A 25,766-nucleotide genomic window follows, 5' to 3' on the forward strand; every position below is an offset into this window, starting at 1 on the left:
GCCGGCCCGCATGCAGGTGCTCAGGTCAGTGCAGGCCTGCCGATGCGATCGATCGCATCGTGTCGGTGATGCGCACGCAACGCGACAGCCCGAACGTCTCGGCTTCGCGGCGTTCCGGTTCGCTGCTCGCGACAGCCACCGCGCGCTCGGGCGGCACGCCAAGCGCCTGCAGCGCGACGTCGAACGGATGCTGATTTCCTACGGAGTCCTGCTGATGTGCGTCGGTCACGACGACCGAGAAGCGGTCGAGGTTCGCGCGGCCGAACTGGCCTTCGAACATGTCGCTGAGCCGGGCGGCAGGCAGCGTCGTGACGAGACCCAGTCGATATCCTTGCTCCGACGCGCTGTCGAGCCACTGGATGATCGCATCGCGCTGGTTGCGCGATTCGTGCGAATCCGGTGTCGCTTCGATCTGCGCGAATGCGGCGTCGAGACGGGTGACGATGGCTTCGATGACCACGGTGATTCCTCTCCTGAGACGTGACGATCCGTTCGCGGACGGGAATGCCAAACACCTTAGCGTCGATCCGGAATATGCGACTAATTAATATTTATATTCGACTCATACGATTCGACTAATGAATGATGCCGCGAGCCAATGCTGGCGCGGGAGGCGCGTGACGCCATGTTTTCCGGACGATTTGCATCTTATCGACGCGGTTCGATGTGATGCACCAAACGCGCGCACGATCTCGATGCACCGGCTGTGTGCAGATGAAAAAAACGGCGTATCGGGCGAGATGCGCCCGATACGCCGTCTCTTGCGACGCCGCGTGGCGATCGTCGATCAGTGCAGCTTGATCGAAGGCTGGTTGCGGCTTTGCAGCCAATGGCTCAGCGACTGGAACAGCGCGCGCTTCAGTCCGTACACGCTGAACAGATGCTTGCGGTACAGGAACTTGTACAGTCCGATCGCGGCGAGCCCGTCGACGATCAGCGAGCGCGAACGCACGCCGAGATCGGCCTGGTACACGGCGCCTGCTTGACCGAGCGACACGACGGTACCCGCGTCTCGGAACGTGAAGCCCGGCACCGGCTTGCCGGCGAGACGCCGCGCGAGCGCATCGGCGAGATACACGGCCTGCTGATGCGCGACCTGCGCGCGCGGCGGCAGGAAACCGCTCGCATCGGCCGACGGGCATGCGGCACAGTCGCCGAACGCATACACGTGCGGATCGTCGGGCGTCTGCAGCGTATCGGTCACGACCACCTGGTTCGACCGGTTGAGCGCGATGTCGCCGAGTTCGCGCAGGATCGCGGGGCCCGCGACGCCGGCCGCCCAAATCGTGATGTCACTCGCGAGCCGCTCGCCGGTCGCGGTCGTGACCGCGTCCGCGCCCACTTCCGCGACACGCGTATCCGTCAGCACGTCGACGTTCAGCGTGCGCAGTTGCGCGTGCATCCTGGCCGACAGCCTTTCGTCGAGCGCCGGCAGGATGCGCGGGCCGCCTTCGATCAGCCGGATGTGCACGTCGCGCGCGGACACCAGCGCCTTGAAGCGATAGGTCGTCAGTTGCTGGATCGCATGGCGCAGCGCCGCGGCCAGTTCGACACCCGTCGCGCCCGCGCCGATCACGTTGATGCAGATCGGTGCCGCGCGGTGCGCCGGCTGCTGCTCGGCCAGGTGGTTGGCCTTCGTGCAGGCGGCCAGGAACTTGCGGCGGAAATCCTCGGCCTGGTCGAGATTTTCGAGCGGCAGCGCGTGCCGTGCGGCGCCCGGCACGTTGAAGAAGTTCGTCACGCTGCCGACGGCCAGCACGAGATCGTCGTAGCCGAGCTCGCGTTGCGGCAGGATCTCCGTGCCGTCCGCGTCATGCACCGGCGCGATCGTCGCCGTGCGTGCCGCGCGGTCGACCCGCTGCAGCGCGCCCTGCACGAAGCGAAAGCCGTGGCGCTTCGCCTGCGCCGCGTATTCGATCGTGTGCGAGGCCGGATCGCGATGGCCGGACGCGGCTTCGTGCAGCAGCGGCTTCCAGAAGTGCGTCGGGTAGCGGTCGACGAGCACGACGTCGGCTTGGCCGCGGCGGCCGACCGTGTCGCCGAGGCGCGTGGCGAGCTGCAGGCCGCCGGCGCCGCCGCCGACGATCACGATGCGCGGCACGCGCGGTGCGCGGTCCGTTGCAAGGGTAGGCGTGATGTGGTCCATGTTGTGGCTCCCGCTGATGACGATTCGGATGACATTGCTCAAGGACCGACGATATAGTTTTGAACCTACGCGAACAATTTAATGTTTATAAGCGACTCATATGTATTCACTTATAGGAAAGACAGCGACGTTCCGGCAGCTGAAGGCGCTCGACATGATCGCGCGGTTGGGCAGCGTGTCGCGCGCGGCCGAGGAGCTGAACCTGACGCAGCCGGCCGTGTCGCTGCAGGTTCGCCTGCTCGAGGAGGCGGTCGGTGCCGCGCTGCTGCAGCGGGTCGGGCGCGGCGTGCAGCTGACCGCCGCCGGTGAGATCGTGGCGCGCTATGCGCGCGAGATCCTGCATCTGTGGAGCGAGGCCGGCGACGAGGTCGCCGCACTGACGGGCGATCTCGGCGGCACGCTGCGGATCGGCGCGATTACGACGGCCGAGTATCTGATTCCGCCGCTGCTCGTGAAATTCACCGCGACGCGACCGCACGTGAAGACCTATTTCAAGGTCGGCAATCGCGACGACATCATTCGCATGCTCGCCACGCATGAAATCGATCTCGCGGTGATGGGCAGCGCGCCGAAGGAGCTGCGCACGCACGCGGTGGAGTTTGCGAAGCATCCGATGGTGTTCGTCGCGGCGCCGGGCCATCCGCTGATGCAGCGCAAGCGCGTCGCGCTCAAGGATCTCGAATCCGCGCACCTGCTCGTGCGCGAACGCGGCGCGGGCACGCGTTCGACCGTCGAGAGCCTGTTCAAGACGGCCGGCTACCGCTTTCATGTGGGCTCCGAACTGTCGAGCAACGAGGCGATCAAGCAGATGGCAGAAGCCGGGCTCGGCGTCGCGTTCCTGTCGTTGCACGCGTGTGCGCTCGAATTGCGCACGGGGCTGCTCGGGCAACTGCCGTTTCCGGGCAATCCGATCGTGCGCGAGTGGTACGTGATCACGCTCGCCGACCGGCGAATCTCGCAGGTCACGGGACTGTTTCGGGACTTCCTGATCAAGCAGGGCGCGCCGGTGATCGACGGCGCGACGGTGGCGCCGCACGAGCGGCGGCGAAAGTAGGCGCATGCAGGCACACGCGCAGCACACACGCGACATGTGCGTGCCGCGCGTTGCGTCGGTCAAACGATCCCGAAGTCGTCGTTGCTGTCGGGAATCGACGCAAGCAGCCGTTCGAGCCGGTACCAGCCGATCACGCGCAGGCATCGCGCGGCGAAGGCGGACCGTGCGTTGCGGGGCGCGGAGCTGGCCGCACGACGGGCGGCGCGGGACGGCGAAGCGGGGATGAACGCCGCGCGTGGTGGGCAGCAATGGGGCATGACGGTCTCCGTAGGTGTCGGATGGGGCCATCGTAAGCGCCGCGGCGGCCGTCGGCGCGCAGGCAAGGATGGCGCCGAGCAGGAATGGATGATCTTTTTCTGCCGGGCGGGGAATGGCAATGCGCGCCCGGCAGGCGGCCGGAAAAAGCGTCACAATGCGCGTTCGACCCACGATCTGGTGGAGAAGGACCATGAGCGATCCGATTCAGGCCGCGCCGGCCGACAACGGCGTGCCGGTCAGCCTGCGTTCCAGCCGCGGGCTCGGCTGGCGCGGCTTCGGCGCGGCGCTGCTGGAGATTCGCGCGGGCACATACCGGATTCCGGCCGCGGATCATCACCGCATCGGCGTGCATATCGGCTCGCCCGTGCGAGCGGATTGCGTGTGCGACGGCGAACGCGTGTCGCGCATCCAGGCGCACGGCGACATCGACGTGATTCCCGCCGGCCTGCCGGGCCAATGGACCGACAGCGCCGACTGCCGGATCCTGCATGTCATGCTCAGCGATACGTTCGTGCGGCGCACGGTCGAACAACTCGAGCTGAAGCCGTCGCAGGCGCAGATCCGCCGGCGGCTACAGGTGCGCGACCCGCGCCTGCAGCACATCGCATGGGCGATGGCCGCCGAACTCGAAGCGCAAGACGCATCGGACCCGCTCTACGCGGAGAGCCTGTGCACGGCGCTCGTCACGCGACTGGTCGACGGCCAACCCGTGTTCCGCGAGCGTCGGCGCACGCTCGCGCCGAAGGCGGCCGCGCGCGTGGTGGACTACGTCGAGGCCAACCTCGAACGGCGCATGACGCTTGCCGAGCTCGCGGCGCTCGTGTCGATCAGCGTGCCGCATTTCAAGGTGCTGTTTCGCGAGACGCTCGGGATGCCGGTGCATCAGTACGTGGTGCGCCGCCGGGTCGAGCGCGCGAAGACGTTGCTGCTCGAAGGCCGCCTCAGCATCAGCCAGATCGCGCTCGAAGCCGGGTTTGCCCATCAGAGCCATATGGCGAACTGGATGAATCGCGTGCTGGGCGCGACGCCCACGGAGGTCGCGCGTTCCGGCGCGCGGGGCGGCTTGCGGCTCGCCTACGACGGCGAGGACAATGCGAAGGCACCCGGCCGATAGCCGCTGACGAACCGGTGGGCCGCGCGATCCAAGCGCGGCCCCGCATCGGGTCATCCTTTCCTGTTCACATCATCCACGCCTGCGCGCCTTCCCGTTCACGCAGGCCGACAATCGCCGCACCTTCATCCCCCAGGAGCGGATCGTGTTCGTTATTTTCGGAGCATCAGGCAACGTCGGCTCGTCGACCGTGACGACCCTGCGCCACGCAGGCCATCCCGTGCGCGCGGTGCTGCGCGACACCCGCCATCGCGAACGTTTCGCGCAACTCGGCTGCGAAGTGGCGACCGCCGACTTGACGGACGCACGTGCGATCGCAGCGGCGATCGACGGCGCGCAAGCCGTGCAGATACTGTGTCCGGTGCCCGTCGCCGACATCGACCCGGCCGCGACGATGGCGCGCACGCTCGACATCGTGACCGACGCACTCGTCGCGAATCCGCCGCCGGCACTGCTTGCGTTATCGGACTACGGCGCCGAGCTTGACGGCAACACGGGCATCACGCGGCTCTTTCATCGTCTGGAAGAAAAGTTGAAGACGGTCCCGACCACGCTCACGCTGCTGCGCTCGGCCGAACACCTGCAGAACTGGACGCGCGTGCTGCCGGTCGCGCTTGCAACCGGCGTGCTGCCGAGTTTTCATCATCCGGTCGACAAGGTGTTTCCGACGGTGTGGGCGCCCGACGTGGGTATCGCGGCGGCACGGCTGCTGCTCGAATCCGCCGAAAGCGCCAACGGGCCGCGCATCGTCAGCATCGAGGGGCCGCGGCGCGTGAGCGTGCGGGACATCGCGCAGATCCTCGGCGCGGCCGCGAGCCGCGAGATCGTCGCGCGCGAACTGCCGCGCGACGCATGGACCACGACGCTGCTGCGCGCGGGCCTCAGCGAGCGTCATGCGCAACTGATCGTCGATCTGTACGACGTGCACAACGCGGGGCAGATCGACGTCGAGGCCGGCGTGTCGGAGCGGGTGCATGGGACGACGACACCGGAAGAAGCGCTCGCCGCGCTGGTACGCAGGCACGCGCGGTGAGTGGCGCGACGGCGGAAATTATCCCGTGTGCTATGCCGGGCGCCGCACCCTGCTCAACACCGCATACGCGGCCGACCCGATCACGATTCCCCAGAACGCGGACCCGAGCCCGAGCCACGTCATTCCCGACGCGGTTGCGAGGAACGTGATCACCGACGCTTCGCGATGGTCCTCGTCCTCGAAGATCCCGTGCACGTTCGCGCCGATCGCGCCGATTAGCGCGAGTCCGGCGAGAATCGCGACGAACGCCTTCGGCAGTGCGAAGAACAGCGTGACGATGGTTCCCGCGAAGAGCCCGCCGATCAGGTAGACGACACCGTTCGCGATGCCCGCGATGTAGCGCCGGTCCGGATCCTCGTGCGAATCCTTGCCGGTGCACAGCGCGGCGGTGATCGCGGCGACGACGATCGTGATCCCGCCGAAGCACGCGACGACGAGCGACATCACGCTGGTCGCGGTAATGATCGGCCGCGCCGGCGTGTGATAGCCCGATACGCGCAGGATCGTCATGCCCGGCAGGAACTGGCCGGTGAGACTCACGACGACGAGCGGCAGCGCGAGGCTCAGTGTCGTGCCGAGCGTCCATTCGGGCGCGATGAAGATCGGCCGCGCGATGCTCGGCGACACGTTGCCGAGATGCGCCATCCCGAGCAGCGTCGCGATGGCCGCCCCCGTCAGCAGCACGAGCACGATGCTGTAGCGCGGCAGCAGGCGCTTGAAGATCACGTACGCGGCGATCATCCCGAATCCGAGCACCGGCTGCGCGGTCGCGGCGGAGAACGCGTGCATGCCGAACGGCAGCAGGATGCCGGCCATCATCCCGCACGCGATGCCGCGCGGAATGTGGCGCACGAGCCGGTCGAAATAGCCGGTGATGCCGATCAAGAGGATGATCAGCGCGGCCGTGATGTACGCGCCGACGGCCTGGTTCAGCGTCAGCTGCGGAAAGAGGCCGACGAGCAGCGCGGTGCCGGGCGCCGACCAAGCGGTCACGATCGGCACCTTCAGTTTCCAGCTCGCGAACAGCCCGGATACGCCCGCGCCGATCGAGATCGCCCACACCCACGACGCCACCATGTCGCTCGATACATGCGCGGCCTGCGATGCCTGGAAGAAGATCGCGAGCGGGCCCGCATAGGAAATCAGCACCGCGAGAAAGCCCGCGGTGATCGCGGAGACGGACCAGTCGTTGCCGATCGAGCGGATCGCGCCGGGCGAGGTGTTCGGTTGCATCGTCGTAGGGGAGTGCGGCGCGTGGCCGGTAGGCTGAGCCGGGGCGAATGATTGTTGGAGGCCCCGGACGATCCGTCATTCTGCGCATTGCCGCCGGAATTGGCAATTTGCCGATCGAGATCGGCGTTGTCGGCTTTTCGTAAGGAATGTGCGTCGGTGCTGCCGTGCGGCCTTGCGCGCGCGTCGCCGCCGGGGGCGGCTTCATGGCGAAGCGCGGCTTGCTTGGAACGTCACGTACTGATCTGAAGATACCCGTCGACGGCGGCAATCTTCGCACCACCGCCCGTCGACAGCGACGCCGTGCCGCCGTCGAACGGATGCACGGGCGCGTCGGTCGGCGTCCATGCGTGGCGCGCCAGCAGTTCGCGATACCCGCCGCGGATCACGAAGCCGCCGCATTTGGCCGCATAGGCGTCACGCCGCATCCGGTACGCGCGCGGCAGGTCGTACCACGGCAGCCTCGGCAGGTCGTGATGCACGAGGTGATAGTTGTTGTTCAGGTACAGCAGCCGCATCGCGAAGCCGGCCTCGTTGATCGCGATGCGCGCCTTCGGATGCCGGGCGGCGCGGTGTTCGAACAGCGAGCGGATCATCGCGAGCGACAGCGCGGGCCACGTGACCGCCAGCAGGTAGTACCACCACGGCACGCCGATCGCCCGCTGCAGCCAGGCGAGTAGCGCGACCACGCACAGGCCGTGCGTTATCCACATCCGCAGATAGCGGAAGTCGGCGCGTCGGAACGCGGCGAATGTGTCGGCGAACATCGCGGCAACGCTCGTCGGCGGCCCGAACACCAGACGTCCGATGAAGGTGGTGCGCGCAACGGTCAGCGCGCGACGCCAGCGCGGCAACCGCGCCCACTGCGCGCGCGACACGTAGTTCGTTTCCGGGTCGACGCCCGGCACGGTCAGGTCCTCGTCGCGGTGATGGTCGAGGTGCGTGTCGCGATACAGCGTGTACGGATACCAGATCGTCAACGGCGGATAGCCGAGCAATCGGTTCACGAACGCGGAGCGCGTCGGATGGCCGTGCAGCAGCTCATGCTGCAGCGACATGTGCCACGCGCCGAGGAGGATCAGCGGCGGCGTCGCGGCTGCCAGCGACAGATGCCCGGCGCGCACGAGCAGCAGCACGGCGAGCCAGCCGCCGTAGATCGCGACGACCAGCAGCCACGTCGGCCACTCGGTGCGTGCGGTGAAGCGGGCGTCGAGTGCGGCGATCGCGCGCGCGTGGTCGACGTCGAAGTATTCGGCCATGTTGGTGGGACAGGATGAAGCGGGTGATACGGGTGCGACACGCGTCACGGATAGCGGACGATCGCGCCGGCGCGGGCCGCGATGCAGGTGGCCGACGTGGTCCACGGCTCGCCGTCGGACCGCTACCGACAGCGGCTCGCGACGGTGTCGCGACACCGGAACGCTAACCGGCTCGCGTAGTCAGGCCAACCAAGCAATTCGCATTTGCTTATCGCTGCGCGACGGATAAGCATTGTGACTGCCCGCGCCGCGTGCCGGACCCGTGCGAAACGCGAGAGAACGGGCTTTCTCCAATGCGCCGTCGATGCGTAGAATGCGCGCATGAGCTCATGGATCGCCGGACTGCCGATGTACAACGTGACGCCGCGCCACGCCGCCCTGTGGCGCGCGTTGCTGTGTGATGCGCTCGATGCGTTCGCGCATGCAGGCGGGCCGGCCGGCGTCGCGCTGCTCGACGAGCCGTTCGGCGATCTGCACGCGCTGTGGCGCCGCGACGACTTGCTGTTGTCGCAAACATGCGGTTATCCATACCGGATGCTCGGATTGCGCGATACCGTGCAACCGATCGCGACACCGGCATTCGATGCCCCGGGCTGTGATGGCGCGCGCTACAGCAGCGTGCTGGTGGTGTCGGTGCGCGTGCATTCGGGCGGTGCGACGACGCTGGCTGCCTGTCGCGGATTGCGTGCCGCATACAACGGCGCGGATTCACACAGCGGGATGAACGCATTCCGGCACGCGGTTGCGCCGCACGCGCATGACGGGCGCTTCTTCGGTTCGGTCGTGTCGTTCGGCTCGCATCTGAACGTGCTGCGCGCGCTGGCCGCGGGCGTTGCCGATTGCGCGGCGATCGACTGCGTGACGTTCGCGTACGTGCGTGATGCGCTGCCGGAATTGTTGAACGACATCCGGATCATCGGCATGACGGCATCGGCGCCGGGCTTGCCGTTGATTGCATCGAAGGCGTTGGAAGGACGGCTCGTGGCGGCGCTGCAGGATGCGCTCGATCACGCGGTTACGGTCGATGCGCAACGGGCGAGCGCATTGCGGCTCAAGCGGTTCGAGCGCCTGCCGCCGGATGCCTACGACGCGATTGCCGATTTCGCGACGGACGCGGCTGCGCACGGGTATCCGGAGCTGGCGTGAGCGCGCGCGCTGCGGGCGACGATGCCTAGAACGGCAAGGTGCCGGGCGGCGCGTTGCGTACCACGGCGAGCGTCGTGCCGATATGGTCCTCGAGCGCGAGTGCGGCGCGCGCGTCGGCGCGGCGCATCGCGGCCTCGAACAGGCACGTGTGTTCCGCATGCACGTCGCGCCTGGAATCGCCGAGCCCGATGCACACGCGCCGATAGCGTTCGCTTTGCTGCGACAGCATGCGCAGGATCAGGTACGTCCAGGGCGTCGCGGCCGCCGAGATCAACGCTTCGTGAAAGCGCCGGTTGCACGCTTCCCATGCGGCGCGGTTTTCGATGGAAACCGGCTGCTCCCACGCCGACAGCATGTCGAAGCTCTGCCGCACGCGTTGCGCCCATGCGTCGTCGCCACGCCGCACGGAGTCGCGCAACGCATCGACCTCGATATGAATGCGCAGCCGCGTGATCGCTTCGAGATCGTCGACCGACATCGGCGTCACGCGAAACCCGCGCTGCCCTTCGGCGACGACCAGCGCATCGCTGACGAGCCGCGTGAGCGCCTCGCGCAGCGTGCCCGCGCCGACGCCGTACACGTCCTTCAGATGCTCGACGCGCAGCTTTGTGCCGGGCGGGTAATGGCCTTCGATGATGTGTTGCCGGAGTTGGTGATACGCATGCTCGCTGAGTGTGCGGGCATGCGGCTCCGCTGCATCGTCGGCGGCCGGCTCGAGCGCCGGCGGCGGCTCTTCGAGTGCATGGGCGGGCAGGATCGTGTTCATGTCACGCGTCCTCCTGGTCCTGTTTTCGGTTGAGCCGATAGCTGAGCTGTGCACGCGTCAGGCCGAGCAAGCGCGCAGCGGCCGACAGGTTGCCGTTCGCGCGGTCGACGGCCTCGTGCAGCAACGCGCGCTCGAGGCCGTCGAGCCCGCCGCCGGCCTGCAACCGGTCGAGGATGGCGCCGCAGTCGATCGACATTGCGGCCGCCGGCCGGATCTGCCCGGCCCGGTCGACCGTTGCGCCGCCGGGCGAGCCGACGCCGGGGAACAGGTCTTTCGCGTCGACCGGCCGGTTCGGACGCGACAGGATCACCGCGCGCTCGATCAGGTTCTCGAGCTCACGCACGTTGCCGGGCCAGCGGTAGCCGCGCAGCGTGTCGTACGCATAGTCGGTCAGCGTCGGTGCCGGCTTGCCGTGCACGGCCGCGAAGCGTTCGAGCATGGCGTCCGCGAGCGGCGCGATGTCGTCCTGCCGGTCGCGCAGCGGCGGAATCAGCACCGGGTAGACGTTGATCCGGTAATAGAGATCGGCGCGAAAGGTGCCGTCGCGCACGGCCTGCTCGAGATCGCGGTTGGTCGCCGCGACGACGCGGACATCAACCTTGCGGCCGTCGGTTGCGCCGAGCCGCTCGACCTCGCCCTCCTGAAGCACGCGCAGCAGCTTCGCCTGCACGTCGAGCGGCAGCTCGCCGATCTCGTCGAGAAACAGCGTGCCACCGTCCGCGCGCTCGAAGCGGCCGGCGCGCGCGGCTTGCGAGCCCGTGAATGCGCCCTTCTCCGCACCGAACAGTTCCGACTCGATCAGCGCATGCGGAATGGCCGCGCAGTTGATCGCGACGAATGGCTTTCGCGCGCGCGGGCTGAGGCTGTGCAGCGCACGCGCGAAGCGTTCCTTGCCGACACCCGTTTCGCCGGTGAGCAACACGGCGACCTTGGTGGGTGCTGCGGTCTCGAGCAGCGCATAGGCGGCACGAAATGCGTCGGAACGTCCGACGAGCCGCGTCCGGTCATCGTCGGGCGTCATCTCGAGACGCAGCGATTCGACTTCGGTCTGCAGATCGCGGATCGTGTTGATCAGCGAGTCGGCCTTGAACCACGACGAGATCTCTTCCGCGTCGGGCCATTCGTCGGCCGGCTTGCCGACGATCGTGCAGTGCGGATCGTGCATGCCGACGCAGGTGGTTTCCTTGAACAGGATCGTCCGGCCGATGAATGCGCTGGTGTAGCCGGTCGCATAGCCGATCAGCATCCAGCACACGGGCTCGGGCTGCGGACCGAACGTGCGGCGGTGCACATCGGCTTCCCATGAATGCTCCCAGCGGTATTCGCAATAGAACGCGCCAGTCGCGGGATCGGCCTCGAACCGCAACGGCGTGACTTGCACGGCGCCTTCGAGCATGTGCAGTTGCGGGCCGACATGGAACATGTCGAACAGCGACGCGCCGCTCCGAATCTCGCGGGCGAGCGCGGCGTCCCGTTCACCGGCGGCGAAGCCGACGCGCGTGAAGAAGCGCCGCGTCTGCGCCGGGCCGACACTTTCCATCAGCTCCTGGCGCAGTGTCGCGAGCGCGCCGGCATGCAGCAGCACCATCCGCTGACCGGCCAGCCAGATGCGACCGTCGCTCGCCGAAAAATGAATCAGCTTGCGCAGGTCGGTGTCGGGCGGCAAGGGGGGCAGGCTGGGCCGCGTCATGTCTCCTCCGTCGAGATTTCTCGTGATTTTCAAGATTTTCGCCAGCGGCGTCGCGGCGGGCGGATCGATTTGATCATTTCATCAAATGCGCGCGAGCGGGTTGCTCAAATGGTGAAAAGTACCGCTGGAAACGGGTTCTGGCGTAGTCGCAGACAGGCGGTTTCCGTTCTGGTTAACCGCCATTGTGGATCGCGAATTCGAACTTCGCGTCAGGGCTTTCCCTGAATTATCGAGATTTTTTCGTGGCGTGGCCGCGTGTGGCACGGATGCTGCATTGAAGTCCGGCATGGAGGCGACACCGATCATGAATCAGCACCCGACCGATCTTTCCCCGCTCGACCCCGGCCGCAAGTGTGTGCGCGTGACCGGCACGAACGTGCGCGGTTTCGTCGAATTCGAGTTTTCGCTCGGCGGCGCGCCTGATCTGTTCGTCGAGCTGACGTTGTCTCCTGCCGCCTTCGACGCGTTCTGCCGCGAACAGCAGGTCGTGCGGCTCGACGTCGAAGCGAACCCACGACATTGAGGAGCAAGAAGTGACCATCGAGCTGAAGACAGTCGACATCAAGCCGCTCCGGCACACCTTCGCGCATGTCGCGCAGAACATCGGCGGCGACAAGACGGCGACGCGCTACCAGGAAGGCATGATGGGCGCGCAGCCCCAGGCGAACTTCCACTACCGGCCGACCTGGGATCCGGACCACGAGATCTTCGATCCGTCGCGGTCGGCGATCCGGATGGCGAACTGGTACGCATTGAAGGATCCGCGCCAGTTCTACTACGCGTCGTGGGCGACGACGCGGGCGCGCCAGCAGGACGCGATGGAGTCGAACTTCGAGTTCGTCGAATCGCGCCGGATGATCGGCCTGATGCCGGACGACGTGGCCGCGCACGCGCTCGACGTGCTGGTGCCGCTGCGCCATGCCGCGTGGGGCGCGAACATGAACAACGCGCAGATCTGCGCGCTCGGCTACGGCACCGCGTTTACGGCGCCCGCGATGTTCCATGCGATGGACAACCTCGGCGTCGCGCAGTACCTGACGCGCGTCGCGCTCGCGATGGCCGAGCCCGACGTGCTCGATACGGCCAAGGCGAGCTGGATGAACGATGCCGCATGGCAGCCGCTGCGCCGCTACGTCGAGGACACGCTGGTCGTGGCCGACCCCGTCGAACTGTTCGTCGCGCAGAACCTCGCGCTTGACGGCATGCTGTATCCGCTCGTCTACGACCGCTTCGTTGACGAACGCATCGCGCTCGCGGGCGGCTCGGCGGTCGCGATGCTCACCGCGTTCATGCCTGAATGGCACGCCGAATCGAACCGCTGGATCGACGCGGTGGTGAAGACCATGGCCGCCGAATCCGACGACAACCGCGCGCTGCTTGCCCGCTGGACCCGCGACTGGTCCGCACGGGCCGATGCGGCGCTCGCACCGGTCGCGGCGCGCGCGCTGCAGGAGGGCGGCCGCGCCGCGCTCGATGAAGTGCGCGAGCAGTTTCATGCACGCGTCGCAAAGCTCGGCCTCGCGCCCTGACGCCGCGCCAATTCCCTCAATCCAAGGAAAGCCAGCATGTCGAACGTATTCATCGCCTTTCAGGCAAATGAGGACTCCAGACCGATCGTCGACGCGATCGTCGCCGACAACCCGCGTGCGGTGGTGGTGGAGTCGCCGGGGATGGTCAAGATCGACGCGCCGGACCGGCTGACGATCCGCCGCGAAACGATCGAGGAACTGACCGGCGCGCGCTTCGACCTGCAGCAGCTGCAGGTGAACCTGATCACGCTGTCCGGCCACCTCGACGAGGACGACGACCAGTTCACGCTGAGCTGGTCGCACTGAACGCCGCGCTACACGCACCGACAACACCGGAGACACGAATGGACACGCCAACGCTCAAGAAAAAGCTCGGCCTGAAGGACCGTTACGCGGCGATGACGCGCGGCCTCGGCTGGGAGACGACCTATCAGCCGATGGAGAAGGTCTTCCCGTACGACCGTTACGAAGGCATCAAGATCCACGATTGGGACAAGTGGGTCGACCCGTTCCGCCTGACGATGGATGCGTACTGGAAATACCAGGGCGAGAAGGAGAAGAAGCTGTACGCGGTAATCGATGCGTTCACACAGAACAATGCATTCCTCGGCGTGACAGACGCGCGCTACATCAATGCACTGAAGCTGTTCCTCCAGGGCGTGACGCCGCTCGAATATCTCGCGCATCGCGGTTTCGCGCACGTCGGCCGGCACTTCACCGGCGAGGGCGCGCGCATCGCGTGCCAGATGCAGTCGATCGACGAGCTGCGGCACTACCAGACCGAAACGCACGCGATGTCGACGTATAACAAGTTCTTCAACGGTTTCCATCATTCGAACCACTGGTTCGATCGCGTCTGGTACCTGTCGGTGCCGAAGTCGTTCTTCGAGGACGCCTATTCGGCGGGTCCGTTCGAGTTCCTGACCGCGGTCAGCTTCTCGTTCGAATACGTGCTGACGAACCTGCTGTTCGTGCCCTTCATGTCGGGCGCCGCGTACAACGGCGACATGTCGACGGTCACGTTCGGCTTTTCCGCGCAGTCGGACGAATCTCGGCACATGACGCTCGGCATCGAGTGCATCAAGTTCATGCTTGAGCAGGACCCGGACAACGTACCGATCGTGCAGCGCTGGATCGACAAGTGGTTCTGGCGCGGCTACCGGCTGCTCACGCTGGTCGCGATGATGATGGACTACATGCAGCCGAAACGCGTGATGAGCTGGCGCGAGTCTTGGGAGATGTACGCCGAGCAGAACGGCGGCGCGCTGTTCAAGGATCTCGCGCGCTACGGCATTCGCGAGCCGAAGGGCTGGCAGGACGCGTGCGAAGGCAAGGACCACATCAGCCACCAGGCATGGTCGACGTTCTACGGTTTCAACGCAGCCTCGGCGTTCCACACCTGGGTGCCGACCGAAGAGGAGATGGCGTGGTTGTCCGCGAAGTATCCCGATTCGTTCGACCGCTATTACCGCCCGCGCTTCGATTATTGGGGCGAGCAGGCAAACGCCGGCAACCGCTTCTACATGAAGACGCTGCCGATGCTGTGCCAGACGTGCCAGATTCCAATGCTGTTCACCGAGCCGGGCAACCCGACGAAGATCGGCGCGCGCGAGTCGAATTACCTCGGCAACAAGTTTCATTTCTGCAGCGATCACTGCAAGGAAATCTTCGACCACGAGCCGCAGAAATACGTGCAGGCATGGCTTCCCGTGCACCAGATCCACCAGGGCAACTGCTTCCCGTCCGATGCGGACCCGGGTGCGGAAGGCTTCGATCCGCTCGCCGCGGTGCTCGATTACTACGAAGTGCAGATGGGGCGCGACAACCTCGATTTCGACGGCTCGGAAGACCAGAGGAATTTCGCGACCTGGCGCGGTCAGGCCACGCGCAACTGACACGCAGCCGACAAGCAACGATCAGCAACCTTGAAGAGGGCCCGCGCGCGCTGCCGCGCGAACGCGGGCCGACAGGAGACAAACATGGCTGTCATCGCGCTCAAACCCTACGACTTCCCGGTGAAGGATGCGGTCGGGAAGTTTCCGGCGCCGCTGCTTTACGTGTGCTGGGAAAACCACCTGATGTTTCCGGCGCCGTTCTGCCTGCCGCTGCCGCCCGACATGCCGTTCGGCGCGCTCGCCGACAAGGTGCTGCCGCCGGTCTACGGCTATCACCCGGACTTCGCGAAGATCGACTGGAACCGCGTCGACTGGTTTCGCTCCGGCGAGCCGTGGACGCCGGATGCGACGAAGAGCCTGGCCGACAACGGACTCGGGCACAAGGACCTGATCAGCTTTCGCACGCCGGGCCTCGACGGCCTCGGCGGCGCGAGCTTCTGACCGCCACGCGGACGAGCGAGCCATCATGAGCCACCAACTTACCATCGAGCCGCTGGGCGTCACGATCGAGGTCGAGGAAGGACAGACGATGCTCGATGCCGCGCTGCGCCAGGGCATCTACATTCCGCATGCGTGTTGCCACGGCCTGTGCGGCACCTGCAAGGTCGCGGTGCTCGACGGCGAAACCGATCTGGGCGACGCGAACCCGTTCGCGCTGATGGATTTTGAGCGCGAGGAGGGCAAGGCGCTCGCGTGCTGCGCGACGTTGCAGGCCGACACCGTGATCGAGGCCGACGTCGACGAGGAGCCTGACGCGAAAATCATTCCGGTCAAGGACTTCGCGGCCGACGTGACGCGCATCGAGCCGCTCACGCCGACCATCAAGTCGATCAGGCTGAAGCTGTCGCAGCCGATCCATTTCCAGGCAGGCCAGTACGTGCAACTGGAGATTCCAGGGCTCGGGCAGAGTCGCGCATTCTCGATCGCGAACGCGCCGGCCGACGTCGCGGCCACCGGCGAGATCGAGCTGAACGTGCGCCGGGTGCCGGGCGGGCTCGGCACCGGCTATCTGCACGAGCAACTGGCAATCGGAGATCGCGTGCGCCTGTCGGGCCCGTACGGCCGCTTCTTCGTACGCCGGTCGGCCGCGCGGCCGATGATCTTCATGGCAGGCGGGTCGGGCCTGTCGAGCCCGCGCTCCATGATCGCGGACCTGCTCGCGAGCGGCGTCACCGCGCCGATCACGCTGGTCTACGGCCAGCGCAACGCGAAGGAACTGTACTACCACGACGAATTCCGCGCACTCGCCGAGCGTTATCCGAACTTCACGTACGTCCCGGCGCTGTCCGAAGGCGCACCCGATGCGGGCGGCGATGTCGCGCAAGGGTTCGTGCACGACGTCGCGAAGACGCATTTCGATGGCGACTTCTCCGGACATCAGGCGTACCTGTGCGGGCCGCCCGCGATGATCGATGCATGCATCACGACGCTGATGCAGGGCCGCCTGTTCGAGCGCGACATCTATCACGAGAAGTTCATCTCGGCGGCCGACGCGCAACAGACGCGCAGCCCGCTGTTCCGGCGGGTGTGACATGGACCCGGGCCACGTGTGCGGGACGGTCACGATCGCGCAGACCGACGAGCGCTATGCGTGCGTGTCCGGCGAGTCGTTGCTGGCCGGCATGGCGAAGCTCGGCCGGCGCGGCATTCCGGTCGGTTGCCTGAACGGCGGATGCGGCGTGTGCAAGGTTCGCGTGCTGCGCGGCGCGGTTCGCAAGCTCGGGCCGATCAGTCGCGCGCACGTCAGCGCGCAGGAAGAGAACGACGGTTATGCGCTCGCATGCCGTGTGGTGCCGGACGGCGACGTCGAACTCGAAGTGGCGGGCCGGCTGAAAAAGCCGTTTTTCTGCGGCGCGGCCCGTGCCGGCGTGCCGACGATCGACAACTAACCAGGAAACCAGGAGGAGACACATCATGAGTGTGATGCGTATTGGTCATGTCAATCTGAAGGTGATGGACATGGAAGCGGCGCTGCGTCATTACGTGCGCGTGCTCGGCATGCAGGAGACGATGCGCGACGCGGCTGGGAACGTCTACCTGAAATGCTGGGACGAGTGGGACAAGTATTCGCTGATCCTGTCGTCGTCCGACCAGGCGGGGCTCAAGCACGCCGCTTACAAGGTCGAGCACGATGCCGATCTGGACGCGTTTCAGCAACGTATCGAGGCATACGGGATCGCGACCGAGATGCTGCCCGAGGGCGCGCTGCCTGCGGTCGGCCGTCAATTGCGGTTCCTGCTGCCGAGCGGGCACGAATTGCGGCTGTTCGCGAAGAAGGAGCTGGTGGGCACCGCGGTCGGCTCGCTGAACCCGGATCCGTGGCCCGACGACGTTCCGGGCTCGGCCGTGCACTGGCTCGACCACTGCCTGCTGATGTGCGAACTGAACCCCGAGACCGGCGTGAACCGTGTCGAGGAGAACACGCGCTTCATGGCCGAGTGTCTCGACTTCCATCTGGCGGAGCAGGTGATGGTCGGCCCGGGCAACACGATCCAGGCCGCGACGTGGATGTTCCGCAGCACGACGCCGCACGACATCGCGTTCGTCGGCGGCCCGAGAAACGGTCTGCATCACATCGCGTTCTTCCTCGACGACTGGGCCGACGTGCTGAAGTCGGCCGACGTGATGGCGAAGAACAAGGTGAAGATCGACGTCGCGCCGACGCGGCACGGCATCACGCGCGGCACCACCATCTATTTCTTCGATCCGAGCGGCAACCGCAACGAGACGTTCGCGGGGCTCGGCTACCTTGCGCAACCCGACCGCCCGGTCACGACGTGGACCGAGCAGGAACTCGGGCGCGGGATCTTCTTCCACTCCGGCGAGCTGAACGAAGCGTTCACGACGGTCTACACCTGAGCCGCGAGGAGTCCAACGTCATGGATCGAAACGACACGAACCGGAGCATCGCCGCGCGCACGATCGACTGGCCCGCCGCAACGCATGCGGTGCACGCTGCGGCCGAGGCCGCCGAACGGCTCGGCGTGCGCGTGAACGTCGCGGTCGTCGATGCGGCAGGGCTGCTCGCGGCGTTCGTGCGCATGCCCGGCGCACCGCTGCATTCGATCGACATTGCGATCGACAAGGCGTACACGGCCGCGAGCTTCGGGCTGCCCACCGGCGCATGGCACGCCGCGCTGGCAACGCACTCGGACGCGGTGAGGCAGGGCCTCGTGCTGCGGCCGCGCTTCGTCGCGTTCGGCGGCGGACTGCCGATCGTCGAGGACGGCGCGTTGATCGGCGGCATCGGCGTATCGGGCGGCAGCGAGGCGCAGGACGAGCAATGCGCGCATGCGGGACTCGACGCGGCGGGCTTCGGCGGCCCATGACGCACGGCACGCAAACGCGCTCCACGAACCCACGGATTCACGATCATCGGCACACACATCATGTACGACACCGAACCCAACGCCGCGAGCCGCGGCCCCGCCGGCGGGCAGCCGGACCCGCGGCTCGTCCGCAACTTCATCGACGGCGACTATCGCGCGAGCGAACGCTGGTTCGACAAGCGCTCGCCGCTCGACAACGCGGTGATCGCGCGCGTGGCTGAAGCGAGTCGCGCGGATGTCGACGCGGCCGTGCGGGCCGCACGGGCGGCGCTCGCGGGTCCGTGGGGCGGTCTGACGGTCGCGCAGCGCGTCGAGCTCCTGTATGCGGTGGCCGACGGCATCACGCGCCGCTTCGACGATTTCCTCGAAGCGGAGGTGGCCGACACCGGCAAGCCGGTGAGCCTCGCGAGCCATATCGACATCCCGCGCGGTGCCGCGAACTTCAAGGTGTTCGCCGACGTGGTGAAGAACGTGCCCGGTGAAACCTTCGAGATGGCGACGCCGGACGGCGCCGGCGCGCTCAACTACGCGATTCGCCGGCCGGTCGGCGTGGTCGGCGTGATCTGCCCGTGGAACCTGCCGCTGCTGCTGATGACGTGGAAGGTCGGCCCCGCGCTCGCCTGCGGCAACACGGTGATCGTGAAGCCGTCGGAGGAGACGCCGCAGACGGCCGCGCTGCTCGGCGAAGTCATGAACGCGGCGGGCGTGCCGCATGGCGTCTACAACGTGGTGCACGGTTTCGGGCCGGGTTCGGCCGGCGAATTCCTGACGACGCATCCGGGCGTGAACGCGATCACGTTCACCGGCGAGACGCGTACCGGCGCGGCGATCATGAAGGCGGCGGCCGACGGTGCGCGGCCCGTCAGCCTCGAAATGGGCGGCAAGAATGCGGCAATCGTGTTCGCCGATTGCGATTTCGACGCGGCCGTCGAAGGCACGTTGCGCTCGTGCTTCGCGAACGCGGGGCAGGTTTGCCTCGGCACCGAGCGCGTGTACGTCGAGCGTCCGTTGTTCGAGCGCTTCGTCGCCGCGCTGAAGGCCGGCGCGGAACGGCTGCGGCCCGGCCGTCCGGAAGCGGAGTCGACGGGCCTCGGTCCGCTCATCAGCCATGAGCATCGCGACAAGGTGCTGTCGTATTACCGCAAGGCGGCCGAACTCGGCGCGACGGTCGTGACCGGCGGCGGCGTGCCCGACATGCCCGAGGACCTGCGCGGCGGCGCGTGGGTGCAGCCGACCATCTGGACCGGCCTCGGCGACGATTCGCCGATCGCGCGCGAGGAAATCTTCGGACCGTGCACGCTGGTGATGCCGTTCGATTCCGAAGCCGAGGTGATCGACCGCGCGAACGCGAATGCGTACGGGCTGTCGACGGCGATCTGGACGACCAACCTGTCGCGTGCGCACCGCGTCGCGGCGTCGATCGACGTCGGCATCGCGTGGGTCAATTCGTGGTTCCTGCGTGACCTGCGTACCGCGTTCGGAGGCGCGAAGCAATCCGGCATCGGCCGCGAGGGCGGCGTGCATTCGCTCGAGTTCTACACGGAGCTGCGCAACGTCTGCATCAAGCTCTGATCCACCCGTAAATGACCGGAAAATTCTTATGGACTCCACGTTGATTACCACGCTGGGCGACAGGCTGTACGACGCGATGACCTCGCGCGAACCCGTCGCGCCGCTGACGTCGCAGCACGAGGACCTGTCGGTCGACGACGCGTACCGGATCCAGCAGCGCTTCGTGCAGCGCCGCCTGGATGCCGGCGAAACCGTCATCGGCAAAAAGATCGGCGTCACGTCGAAGGCGGTGATGGACATGCTCGGTGTCTACCAGCCGGACTTCGGTTATCTGCTGTCGGACATGGTGTACGGCGAGGGCGAGTGCATCGCGCTCGATACGCTGATCCAGCCGAAGGCCGAAGGCGAGATCGCGTTCGTGCTGAAGCGTGACCTGCTCGGCCCGGGCGTGACGAACGCGATGGTGCTCGCCGCCACCGAGTGCGTGATGCCGTGCTTCGAGATCGTCGACTCGCGCATCCGTGACTGGAAGATCCGCATCGGCGACACCGTGGCCGACAACGCGTCGTGCGGCGTGTTCGTGCTCGGCGACCGGGCGGTGAGCACGCGCAGCGTCGATCTGTCGACGTGCGGGATGGTGCTCGAGAAGAACGGCGACGTGATCGGCACCGGCGCCGGCGCGGCTGCGCTCGGCTCGCCGGTGAACGCGGTCGCATGGCTCGCCAACACGCTCGGCCGCCTCGGCATTCCGCTGAAAGCGGGCGAAGTGATCCTGTCGGGCGCGCTCGCGGCGATGGCGCCGGCCGCGCGCGGCGACAACTTCCGTGTGTCGATCGGCGGGATCGGCGCGTGTTCTGTGCGGTTCGCGTAGGCGCCCCCTTTTCAAGCAAACGAGGAGTTTCCCCATGACCCGAAAGATCCGTTGCGCGCTGATCGGCCCCGGCAACATCGGCACCGACCTGCTCGCCAAACTGATGCGCAGCCCCGTGCTCGAACCCGTGTGGATGGTCGGCATCGATCCCGATTCCGATGGCCTGAAGCGCGCGCGCGAACTCGGCCTCAAGACCACCGCCGACGGTGTCGACGGCCTGTTGCCGCACGTGCATGCGGACGGTGTGCAGATCGCGTTCGACGCGACGAGCGCATACGTCCACGCGGAAAACAGCCGCAAGCTGAACGCGCTCGGCGTGCTGATGATCGACCTGACGCCGGCCGCGATCGGCCCGTACTGCGTGCCGCCGGTCAACCTGAAGGATCACATCGGCTCCGGCGAGATGAACGTGAACATGGTCACGTGCGGCGGGCAGGCGACGATTCCGATGGTGCGCGCGATCTCCCGCGTGCAGCCGGTCGCTTACGGCGAGATCGTCGCGACCGTGTCGTCGCGCTCGGTCGGCCCAGGTACCCGCAAGAACATCGACGAATTCACGCGCACGACGGCCGCGGCCGTCGCGCAGGTCGGCGGCGCGAACGAGGGCAAGGCCATCATCGTGATCAACCCGGCCGAGCCGCCGCTGATCATGCGCGACACCGTGCATTGCCTGACGGAAAGCGCGCCCGACGAAGCGCGCATCGTCGAATCGGTGCACGCGATGATCGCCGACGTGCAGCGTTACGTGCCCGGCTACCGGCTCGTCAACGGGCCGGTGTTCGACGGCAACCGCGTGTCGGTCTATCTCGAGGTCGAAGGCCTCGGCGACTACCTGCCGAAATACGCGGGCAACCTCGACATCATGACGGCCGCCGCCGCGCGCACCGCCGAGATGTTCGCCGAGGAATTGCTGGCCGGCCGCCTCACGCTGGCATCGGCCGCCCAGGCGGCCTGACGCCCGCCGACGCGACATCCACGACCGGACGAAAGGAACGGAAATGAATCTCAAAGGCAAACGAATCACCGTCCACGACATGACGCTGCGCGACGGCATGCACCCGAAGCGTCACCAGATGACGCTCGAACAGATGCGCTCGATCGCGAGCGGGCTCGACGCGGCCGGCGTGCCGCTGATCGAGGTTACGCACGGCGACGGGCTCGGCGGCTCGTCGGTCAACTACGGTTTTCCCGCGCATACCGACGCGCAATATCTCGGCGCGGTGATCCCGCTGCTGAAGCGCGCGAAGGTATCCGCGCTGCTGCTGCCGGGCATCGGCACCGTTGACCACCTGAAGGAAGCGCATGCGCTCGGCGTGCATACGATCCGCGTCGCCACGCACTGCACCGAGGCTGACGTCTCCGAACAGCACATCGCGATGGCGCGCAAGCTCGACATGGACACCGTCGGCTTCCTGATGATGAGCCACATGAACAGCCCGGACGGGCTGGTGAAGCAGGCGAAGCTGATGGAGTCGTACGGCGCGAACTGCATCTACATCACCGATTCGGCCGGCTACATGCTGCCCGACGACGTGAAGGCGCGGCTGGGAGCGGTGCGCGACGCGCTGAAGCCTGAAACGGAACTGGGCTTCCACGGCCACCACAACCTCGCGATGGGCGTCGCGAACTCGATCGCGGCGATCGAGGCCGGCGCGAACCGGATCGACGGTGCGGCGGCAGGACTCGGCGCCGGGGCGGGCAATACGCCGCTCGAAGTGTTCGTCGCCGTGTGCGAGCGGATGGGCATCGAGACCGGCGTCGACGTATGGAAGATCCAGGACGTTGCCGAGGATCTCGTCGTGCCGATGATGGACTTCCCGATCCGCATCGACCGCGACGCGCTGACGCTCGGCTACGCGGGCGTGTACGGCTCGTTTCTGCTGTTCGCGAAGCGTGCGGGCGAGAAGTACGGGATTCCCGCGCGAGACATCCTCGTCGAGCTCGGCCGCCGCGGGATGGTCGGCGGACAGGAGGACATGATCGAGGACACCGCGCTGACGCTCGCGAAGGCGCGCGCGGTGCAACCGAAGCAGGAGGCCGCATGAATCTGACGACCGACACGATCGAGTTGCTGGCCGCGCATCTCGACGGCTGCATGCGCGAAGCGCGCGACACGCCGAAGATCACCGACCGCCATCCGGAAATGGACTGGGACGATGCCTACGCGGTGCAGGATGCGATCCGCCGCCGGCAGCTCGCGCGCGGCGCGCGAATCGTCGGCTACAAGGCTGGCCTGACATCGCACGCGAAGATGCGGCAGATGGGCGTGAACACGCCCGTGTTCGGCTTCCTGACCGACGTTCATGACCTGCCCGACGGCGGCGAGTGCGATACGTCCGCGCTGATTCATCCGAAGGTGGAGCCGGAGATCGCGTTCGTGACGAAGGCCGAACTGAAGGGGCCCGGCTGCCATGTCGGCGCGGTGCTTGCCGCGACGGAATTCGTCGTCGCCGGGATCGAGGTGATCGACAGCCGCTACCGCAACTTCAAGTTCGATCTGAAGAGCGTGGCGGCCGACAACACGTCGGCCGCGCGCTTCGTCGCGGGTGGCCGGCCGCTGGCCGTGGACGGCGTCGACCTGCGCACGCTCGGCATCGTGCTCGAGAAGAACGGCTTGCCGGTCGCATTCGGCGCCGGTGCCGCCGTGCTCGGACACCCGGCGGCCGCGATCGCGATGCTCGCGAACCATCTCGGCGCGCGCGGCGAATCGATTCCGGCGGGCAGCCTGATCCTGTCCGGCGGCATCACGGAGGCGGTGGCCGTCGCGGCCGGCGACAACGTGACGCTGCGCGTGCAGAACATCGGGTCCGTCGGCTTGCGATTCGTTTGAACGTTCCTGACGCAAAGGGAGGCCATCGTGCCGGTAGCACATCTGTACATCCTGGAAGGCCGCGACGACGACAAGAAGGAACGCCTGATCGCCGAAGTCACCGAAGCCATCCATCGTTCGCTCGACGCACCGGTCGAATCGGTGCGCGTGATCATCACCGAGATGCCGAAGGGACACTTCGGGATCGGCGGGCAGAGCGCGAAGAAACGCGGGCGCTGACGCGCCGCGCATCATCGAAATCGACTGGAGGAGCGTCATGTCAGCCAATCCCGAACTCGGCCGCCGGATCGTCGCGGGCGGTCTCGACACCAATTATCACGACCTCGGCGACGGGCCGCCCGTGCTGCTGATCCACGGCTCGGGGCCGGGCGTCACGGCCTACGCGAACTGGCGGCTCACGATGCCGGCGCTCGCCGGGCAGTTTCGCGTGATCGCGCCCGACATGGCCGGATTCGGTGAAACCGAGCGGCCGCGCGGTTACGTGTATTCGATGGACCACTGGGTCGACCACGCGCTGGACCTGCTCGATGCGCTCGGTGTCGAGCGCGCGCATGTGATCGGTAACTCGTTCGGCGGTGCGCTCGCGCTGGCGCTGGCGATCCGCGCGCCCGACCGGGTCGGCCGGCTCGTGCTGATGGGCGCAGCCGGCACGCGTTTCATGCTGACCGAAGGGCTCGATGCCGTGTGGGGCTATACGCCATCGATCGCGAACATGCGCGGCCTGCTGGACATCTTCGCGTTCGATCGCACGCTGGTGAACGACGAGCTCGCGAAGCTGCGCTACGACTCGAGCGTGCGGCCCGGTTACCAAGAAGCGTTCGCGAACATGTTTCCGGCGCCGCGCCAGCGCTGGGTCGATGCGCTCGCGAGCGACGAGGCGAAACTGCGCGCGCTGCCGCACGAAACGTTGATCGTCCATGGCCGCGAGGACCGCGTGATTCCGCTCGACAGTTCGATGAGGTTGCTGCAACTGCTTCCGAATGCGCAGCTGCACGTGTTTGGCCGCTGCGGGCACTGGACGCAGATTGAGCATGCGGCACGCTTCAATCGGCTCGTGATCGAGCACTTCAACGAATAGACGGACCGGCAGGCACGCAGGACGACCATAACAAATCAATTCAGTAGAACGAATATTGGAGACATCGATGAAACGAAAGGCTGCATTCGGACTGCTCTCGCTCGCGGCGTGCGCGGGCATGGCGCTGAGCACCGGCGCATCGGCGACGGAGGGCGGCGGCGACACGATCGGCGAGGGCGCGGAGGCGTTCTTCGCCGGCGCGCTCCCGCCGGCCGGGCTGTACGGACTGTTGTACTACACGCATTACCATGCGTCGCGCTTCAACGATTCGCACGGCAACGGCTCGGTGCCGGGTTTCAAGCTCGATGCCGACGTGCTGATTCCGCGCGTCGTGTGGATGTCGAACGTGTCGGTGCTCGGCGGGCGCTACGGTGCGTATGCGGTGCTGCCGATGGAGCACCTGGCGCTGGACGCGGGCGGTGCGTCGTTCAACCGCACCAATCTCGGCGACCTGATCGTCAGCCCCGTGCTGATCGCATGGGGATCAGGGGCGCTGCGCACCGTCGCGGCGATCGAGTTCGTGTTTCCGACCGGACAGTACGATGCGCACGCGGCGCTGAACACCGGCAAGAACTATTACACCGCGCGGCCCGTGTTCGGCGTGTCGTGGTTGCCGAACGACAAGGTCGAGGTGTCCGCGAAGATGACCTACAGCTTCAACTCGTCGAACAACGACACCCATTACCACTCGGGGAACCTGTTCCACATCGACTACTCGGCGAGCTATGCGGTCACGCCGAACGCGCGTGTCGGACTGTCCGGGTACTTCGTCAAGCAGACCACCGACGACATGCAGAACGGCCAGCCGGTCGCGGGCGACGGCTTTCGTGGACAGACGTTCGCGATCGGGCCTGGTTTCCGTTACCAGTTCGGCAAGATCAGCGTGGAGGCGCGCGTCGTGAAGGAGTTCTTCGTGCGCAACCGGCCCGCCGGCGAGGCCGTGTGGGCGAAGGCCGTCATTCCGTTCTGACGGCGTCGCGCAGCGGGGAGGCGGCGCGCCGATCGAGCGCGCGCCGCCGCCGTCAAAGG

General features: G+C 66.7%; 27 protein-coding genes and 1 pseudogene. 21 read left to right on the forward strand and 7 right to left on the reverse strand.

The features are described from left to right. Positions 1 to 25: 25 nt before the first annotated feature. Together WS51_RS00465 and WS51_RS00470 are read right to left on the reverse strand one after the other, a co-directional pair. Entirely contained in the window at positions 26 to 460 is a 435-nt protein-coding gene (locus WS51_RS00465; RefSeq protein ID WP_059447488.1) for an HAD family hydrolase, read from the reverse strand. A 327-nt stretch (positions 461 to 787) separates the two neighbouring features. Next, positions 788 to 2,146, reverse strand: a complete 1,359-nt coding sequence (locus WS51_RS00470; protein ID WP_059508027.1) for an NAD(P)/FAD-dependent oxidoreductase — start codon at positions 2,144 to 2,146, stop codon at positions 788 to 790. A 100-nt stretch (positions 2,147 to 2,246) separates the two neighbouring features. Between WS51_RS00470 and WS51_RS00475 the strand changes: the two genes are divergently transcribed. Next, positions 2,247 to 3,200 carry a LysR family transcriptional regulator gene (locus tag WS51_RS00475; protein ID WP_059508028.1) on the forward strand — a complete coding sequence of 318 codons (954 nt, stop codon included), beginning with the start codon at positions 2,247 to 2,249 and terminating at the stop codon, positions 3,198 to 3,200. A 59-nt stretch (positions 3,201 to 3,259) separates the two neighbouring features. Here WS51_RS00475 and WS51_RS30425 read toward each other — a convergent pair whose 3' ends face one another. Further along, positions 3,260 to 3,457, reverse strand: coding sequence for a hypothetical protein (locus WS51_RS30425; RefSeq protein ID WP_081060102.1), 198 nt, complete (start codon positions 3,455 to 3,457; stop codon positions 3,260 to 3,262). A gap of 191 nt (positions 3,458 to 3,648) precedes the next feature. On the opposite strand from WS51_RS30425, the gene WS51_RS00480 reads away from it, so the two are divergent. Both WS51_RS00480 and WS51_RS00485 read left to right on the forward strand, forming a co-directional pair. After that, on the forward strand, positions 3,649 to 4,572 hold the full coding sequence (locus WS51_RS00480; protein WP_059800534.1) for an AraC family transcriptional regulator: 924 nt from the start codon (positions 3,649 to 3,651) through the stop codon (positions 4,570 to 4,572). 142 nt (positions 4,573 to 4,714) lie between these two features. Then, positions 4,715 to 5,602, forward strand: coding sequence for an NmrA family NAD(P)-binding protein (locus tag WS51_RS00485; protein ID WP_069228411.1), 888 nt, complete (start codon positions 4,715 to 4,717; stop codon positions 5,600 to 5,602). 30 nt (positions 5,603 to 5,632) lie between these two features. Here WS51_RS00485 and WS51_RS00490 read toward each other — a convergent pair whose 3' ends face one another. Continuing rightward, entirely contained in the window at positions 5,633 to 6,835 is a 1,203-nt protein-coding gene (locus WS51_RS00490; RefSeq protein ID WP_059791207.1) for a benzoate/H(+) symporter BenE family transporter, read from the reverse strand. Between the two features lie 230 nt (positions 6,836 to 7,065). Beyond that, a complete protein-coding gene (locus WS51_RS00495; protein WP_059508033.1) occupies positions 7,066 to 8,091 on the reverse strand; it encodes a fatty acid desaturase in 1,026 nt (341 codons plus the stop codon). Between the two features lie 321 nt (positions 8,092 to 8,412). Here WS51_RS00495 and WS51_RS00500 point away from each other — a divergent pair, with 321 nt between their 5' ends. Continuing rightward, entirely contained in the window at positions 8,413 to 9,237 is an 825-nt protein-coding gene (locus tag WS51_RS00500) for a phosphate/phosphite/phosphonate ABC transporter substrate-binding protein (RefSeq protein WP_069228412.1), read from the forward strand. A 25-nt stretch (positions 9,238 to 9,262) separates the two neighbouring features. Here the strand turns inward: WS51_RS00500 and WS51_RS00505 are convergent, their stop codons facing one another. After that, the gene (locus tag WS51_RS00505; protein WP_059800527.1) at positions 9,263 to 10,003 is read right to left on the reverse strand and encodes a GntR family transcriptional regulator; all 741 of its coding nucleotides are present in this window, start codon (positions 10,001 to 10,003) and stop codon (positions 9,263 to 9,265) included. Between the two features lies 1 nt (position 10,004). Next, on the reverse strand, positions 10,005 to 11,693 hold the full coding sequence (locus WS51_RS00510) for a sigma-54-dependent Fis family transcriptional regulator (RefSeq protein ID WP_059508036.1): 1,689 nt from the start codon (positions 11,691 to 11,693) through the stop codon (positions 10,005 to 10,007). 304 nt (positions 11,694 to 11,997) lie between these two features. On the opposite strand from WS51_RS00510, the gene WS51_RS00515 reads away from it, so the two are divergent. The 17 genes and pseudogenes from WS51_RS00515 to WS51_RS00595 all read left to right on the forward strand — a co-directional run bounded on the left by WS51_RS00515 (position 11,998) and on the right by WS51_RS00595 (position 25,707). Next, complete coding sequence (locus tag WS51_RS00515) at positions 11,998 to 12,216, forward strand: phenol hydroxylase subunit (protein WP_230947116.1); 219 nt, start codon at positions 11,998 to 12,000, stop codon at positions 12,214 to 12,216. A 223-nt stretch (positions 12,217 to 12,439) separates the two neighbouring features. Further along, positions 12,440 to 13,222 (forward strand): annotated as a pseudogene (locus WS51_RS00520) (ferritin family protein); the annotation flags it as partial. A 36-nt stretch (positions 13,223 to 13,258) separates the two neighbouring features. Further along, positions 13,259 to 13,528 carry an MmoB/DmpM family protein gene (locus tag WS51_RS00525; RefSeq protein WP_059447521.1) on the forward strand — a complete coding sequence of 90 codons (270 nt, stop codon included), beginning with the start codon at positions 13,259 to 13,261 and terminating at the stop codon, positions 13,526 to 13,528. 38 nt (positions 13,529 to 13,566) lie between these two features. Beyond that, complete coding sequence (locus WS51_RS00530) at positions 13,567 to 15,117, forward strand: aromatic/alkene/methane monooxygenase hydroxylase/oxygenase subunit alpha (RefSeq protein WP_059508039.1); 1,551 nt, start codon at positions 13,567 to 13,569, stop codon at positions 15,115 to 15,117. An 84-nt stretch (positions 15,118 to 15,201) separates the two neighbouring features. After that, complete coding sequence (locus WS51_RS00535; RefSeq protein WP_059800521.1) at positions 15,202 to 15,558, forward strand: phenol hydroxylase subunit P4; 357 nt, start codon at positions 15,202 to 15,204, stop codon at positions 15,556 to 15,558. Positions 15,559 to 15,583: 25 nt separating this feature from the next. Then, positions 15,584 to 16,648 (forward strand): NADH:ubiquinone reductase (Na(+)-transporting) subunit F, encoded by a 1,065-nt coding sequence (locus WS51_RS00540; protein WP_060256763.1) that lies wholly within the window; start codon positions 15,584 to 15,586, stop codon positions 16,646 to 16,648. A gap of 1 nt (position 16,649) precedes the next feature. After that, a complete protein-coding gene (locus WS51_RS00545) occupies positions 16,650 to 17,006 on the forward strand; it encodes a 2Fe-2S iron-sulfur cluster-binding protein (protein WP_059800518.1) in 357 nt (118 codons plus the stop codon). A gap of 25 nt (positions 17,007 to 17,031) precedes the next feature. Next, on the forward strand, positions 17,032 to 17,976 hold the full coding sequence (locus WS51_RS00550) for a catechol 2,3-dioxygenase (protein WP_059870235.1): 945 nt from the start codon (positions 17,032 to 17,034) through the stop codon (positions 17,974 to 17,976). A gap of 20 nt (positions 17,977 to 17,996) precedes the next feature. Next, a complete protein-coding gene (locus WS51_RS00555; RefSeq protein ID WP_059508044.1) occupies positions 17,997 to 18,446 on the forward strand; it encodes a GlcG/HbpS family heme-binding protein in 450 nt (149 codons plus the stop codon). 60 nt (positions 18,447 to 18,506) lie between these two features. Further along, positions 18,507 to 20,018, forward strand: coding sequence for a 2-hydroxymuconic semialdehyde dehydrogenase (locus WS51_RS00560; protein ID WP_059508045.1), 1,512 nt, complete (start codon positions 18,507 to 18,509; stop codon positions 20,016 to 20,018). A gap of 28 nt (positions 20,019 to 20,046) precedes the next feature. Next, entirely contained in the window at positions 20,047 to 20,829 is a 783-nt protein-coding gene (gene dmpE / locus WS51_RS00565) for a 2-oxopent-4-enoate hydratase (protein WP_059508046.1), read from the forward strand. A gap of 34 nt (positions 20,830 to 20,863) precedes the next feature. After that, positions 20,864 to 21,784: an acetaldehyde dehydrogenase (acetylating) gene (locus WS51_RS00570; protein ID WP_069228413.1), complete on the forward strand. Its 921-nt coding sequence runs from the start codon at positions 20,864 to 20,866 to the stop codon at positions 21,782 to 21,784. Positions 21,785 to 21,827: 43 nt separating this feature from the next. Then, positions 21,828 to 22,874, forward strand: a complete 1,047-nt coding sequence (gene dmpG, locus WS51_RS00575; RefSeq protein ID WP_059800514.1) for a 4-hydroxy-2-oxovalerate aldolase — start codon at positions 21,828 to 21,830, stop codon at positions 22,872 to 22,874. Continuing rightward, on the forward strand, positions 22,871 to 23,659 hold the full coding sequence (gene dmpH / locus WS51_RS00580) for a 2-oxo-3-hexenedioate decarboxylase (RefSeq protein ID WP_069228414.1): 789 nt from the start codon (positions 22,871 to 22,873) through the stop codon (positions 23,657 to 23,659). The genes dmpG and dmpH overlap by 4 nt, the downstream gene beginning before the upstream one ends. A gap of 24 nt (positions 23,660 to 23,683) precedes the next feature. Continuing rightward, complete coding sequence (locus WS51_RS00585) at positions 23,684 to 23,878, forward strand: 2-hydroxymuconate tautomerase (RefSeq protein WP_257785635.1); 195 nt, start codon at positions 23,684 to 23,686, stop codon at positions 23,876 to 23,878. Between the two features lie 37 nt (positions 23,879 to 23,915). Further along, the gene (locus WS51_RS00590) at positions 23,916 to 24,737 is read left to right on the forward strand and encodes an alpha/beta fold hydrolase (RefSeq protein WP_069228415.1); all 822 of its coding nucleotides are present in this window, start codon (positions 23,916 to 23,918) and stop codon (positions 24,735 to 24,737) included. Between the two features lie 67 nt (positions 24,738 to 24,804). After that, the gene (locus WS51_RS00595; RefSeq protein ID WP_069228416.1) at positions 24,805 to 25,707 is read left to right on the forward strand and encodes a SphA family protein; all 903 of its coding nucleotides are present in this window, start codon (positions 24,805 to 24,807) and stop codon (positions 25,705 to 25,707) included. Positions 25,708 to 25,766 lie beyond the last annotated feature (59 nt).

Origin of the sequence: Burkholderia territorii (assembly GCF_001718335.1) — a bacterium.
GTDB classification, from domain to species: Bacteria; Pseudomonadota; Gammaproteobacteria; order Burkholderiales; family Burkholderiaceae; genus Burkholderia; species Burkholderia territorii.

Bases quoted from the DNA above. Each gene is read 5' to 3' on its own strand.
- WS51_RS00470 (WP_059508027.1), bottom strand. From the start codon at position 2,146: ATGGACCACATCACGCCTACCCTTGCAACGGACCGCGCACCGCGCGTG.
- WS51_RS00475 (WP_059508028.1), top strand. From the start codon at position 2,247: ATGTATTCACTTATAGGAAAGACAGCGACGTTCCGGCAGCTGAAGGCG.
- WS51_RS30425 (WP_081060102.1), bottom strand. From the start codon at position 3,457: ATGCCCCATTGCTGCCCACCACGCGCGGCGTTCATCCCCGCTTCGCCG.
- WS51_RS00480 (WP_059800534.1), top strand. From the start codon at position 3,649: ATGAGCGATCCGATTCAGGCCGCGCCGGCCGACAACGGCGTGCCGGTC.
- WS51_RS00490 (WP_059791207.1), bottom strand. From the start codon at position 6,835: ATGCAACCGAACACCTCGCCCGGCGCGATCCGCTCGATCGGCAACGAC.
- WS51_RS00495 (WP_059508033.1), bottom strand. From the start codon at position 8,091: ATGGCCGAATACTTCGACGTCGACCACGCGCGCGCGATCGCCGCACTC.
- WS51_RS00500 (WP_069228412.1), top strand. From the start codon at position 8,413: ATGAGCTCATGGATCGCCGGACTGCCGATGTACAACGTGACGCCGCGC.
- WS51_RS00505 (WP_059800527.1), bottom strand. From the start codon at position 10,003: ATGAACACGATCCTGCCCGCCCATGCACTCGAAGAGCCGCCGCCGGCG.
- WS51_RS00510 (WP_059508036.1), bottom strand. From the start codon at position 11,693: ATGACGCGGCCCAGCCTGCCCCCCTTGCCGCCCGACACCGACCTGCGC.
- WS51_RS00515 (WP_230947116.1), top strand. From the start codon at position 11,998: ATGAATCAGCACCCGACCGATCTTTCCCCGCTCGACCCCGGCCGCAAG.
- WS51_RS00525 (WP_059447521.1), top strand. From the start codon at position 13,259: ATGTCGAACGTATTCATCGCCTTTCAGGCAAATGAGGACTCCAGACCG.
- WS51_RS00530 (WP_059508039.1), top strand. From the start codon at position 13,567: ATGGACACGCCAACGCTCAAGAAAAAGCTCGGCCTGAAGGACCGTTAC.
- WS51_RS00535 (WP_059800521.1), top strand. From the start codon at position 15,202: ATGGCTGTCATCGCGCTCAAACCCTACGACTTCCCGGTGAAGGATGCG.
- WS51_RS00540 (WP_060256763.1), top strand. From the start codon at position 15,584: ATGAGCCACCAACTTACCATCGAGCCGCTGGGCGTCACGATCGAGGTC.
- WS51_RS00545 (WP_059800518.1), top strand. From the start codon at position 16,650: ATGGACCCGGGCCACGTGTGCGGGACGGTCACGATCGCGCAGACCGAC.
- WS51_RS00550 (WP_059870235.1), top strand. From the start codon at position 17,032: ATGAGTGTGATGCGTATTGGTCATGTCAATCTGAAGGTGATGGACATG.
- WS51_RS00555 (WP_059508044.1), top strand. From the start codon at position 17,997: ATGGATCGAAACGACACGAACCGGAGCATCGCCGCGCGCACGATCGAC.
- WS51_RS00560 (WP_059508045.1), top strand. From the start codon at position 18,507: ATGTACGACACCGAACCCAACGCCGCGAGCCGCGGCCCCGCCGGCGGG.
- dmpE (WP_059508046.1), top strand. From the start codon at position 20,047: ATGGACTCCACGTTGATTACCACGCTGGGCGACAGGCTGTACGACGCG.
- WS51_RS00570 (WP_069228413.1), top strand. From the start codon at position 20,864: ATGACCCGAAAGATCCGTTGCGCGCTGATCGGCCCCGGCAACATCGGC.
- dmpG (WP_059800514.1), top strand. From the start codon at position 21,828: ATGAATCTCAAAGGCAAACGAATCACCGTCCACGACATGACGCTGCGC.
- dmpH (WP_069228414.1), top strand. From the start codon at position 22,871: ATGAATCTGACGACCGACACGATCGAGTTGCTGGCCGCGCATCTCGAC.
- WS51_RS00590 (WP_069228415.1), top strand. From the start codon at position 23,916: ATGTCAGCCAATCCCGAACTCGGCCGCCGGATCGTCGCGGGCGGTCTC.
- WS51_RS00595 (WP_069228416.1), top strand. From the start codon at position 24,805: ATGAAACGAAAGGCTGCATTCGGACTGCTCTCGCTCGCGGCGTGCGCG.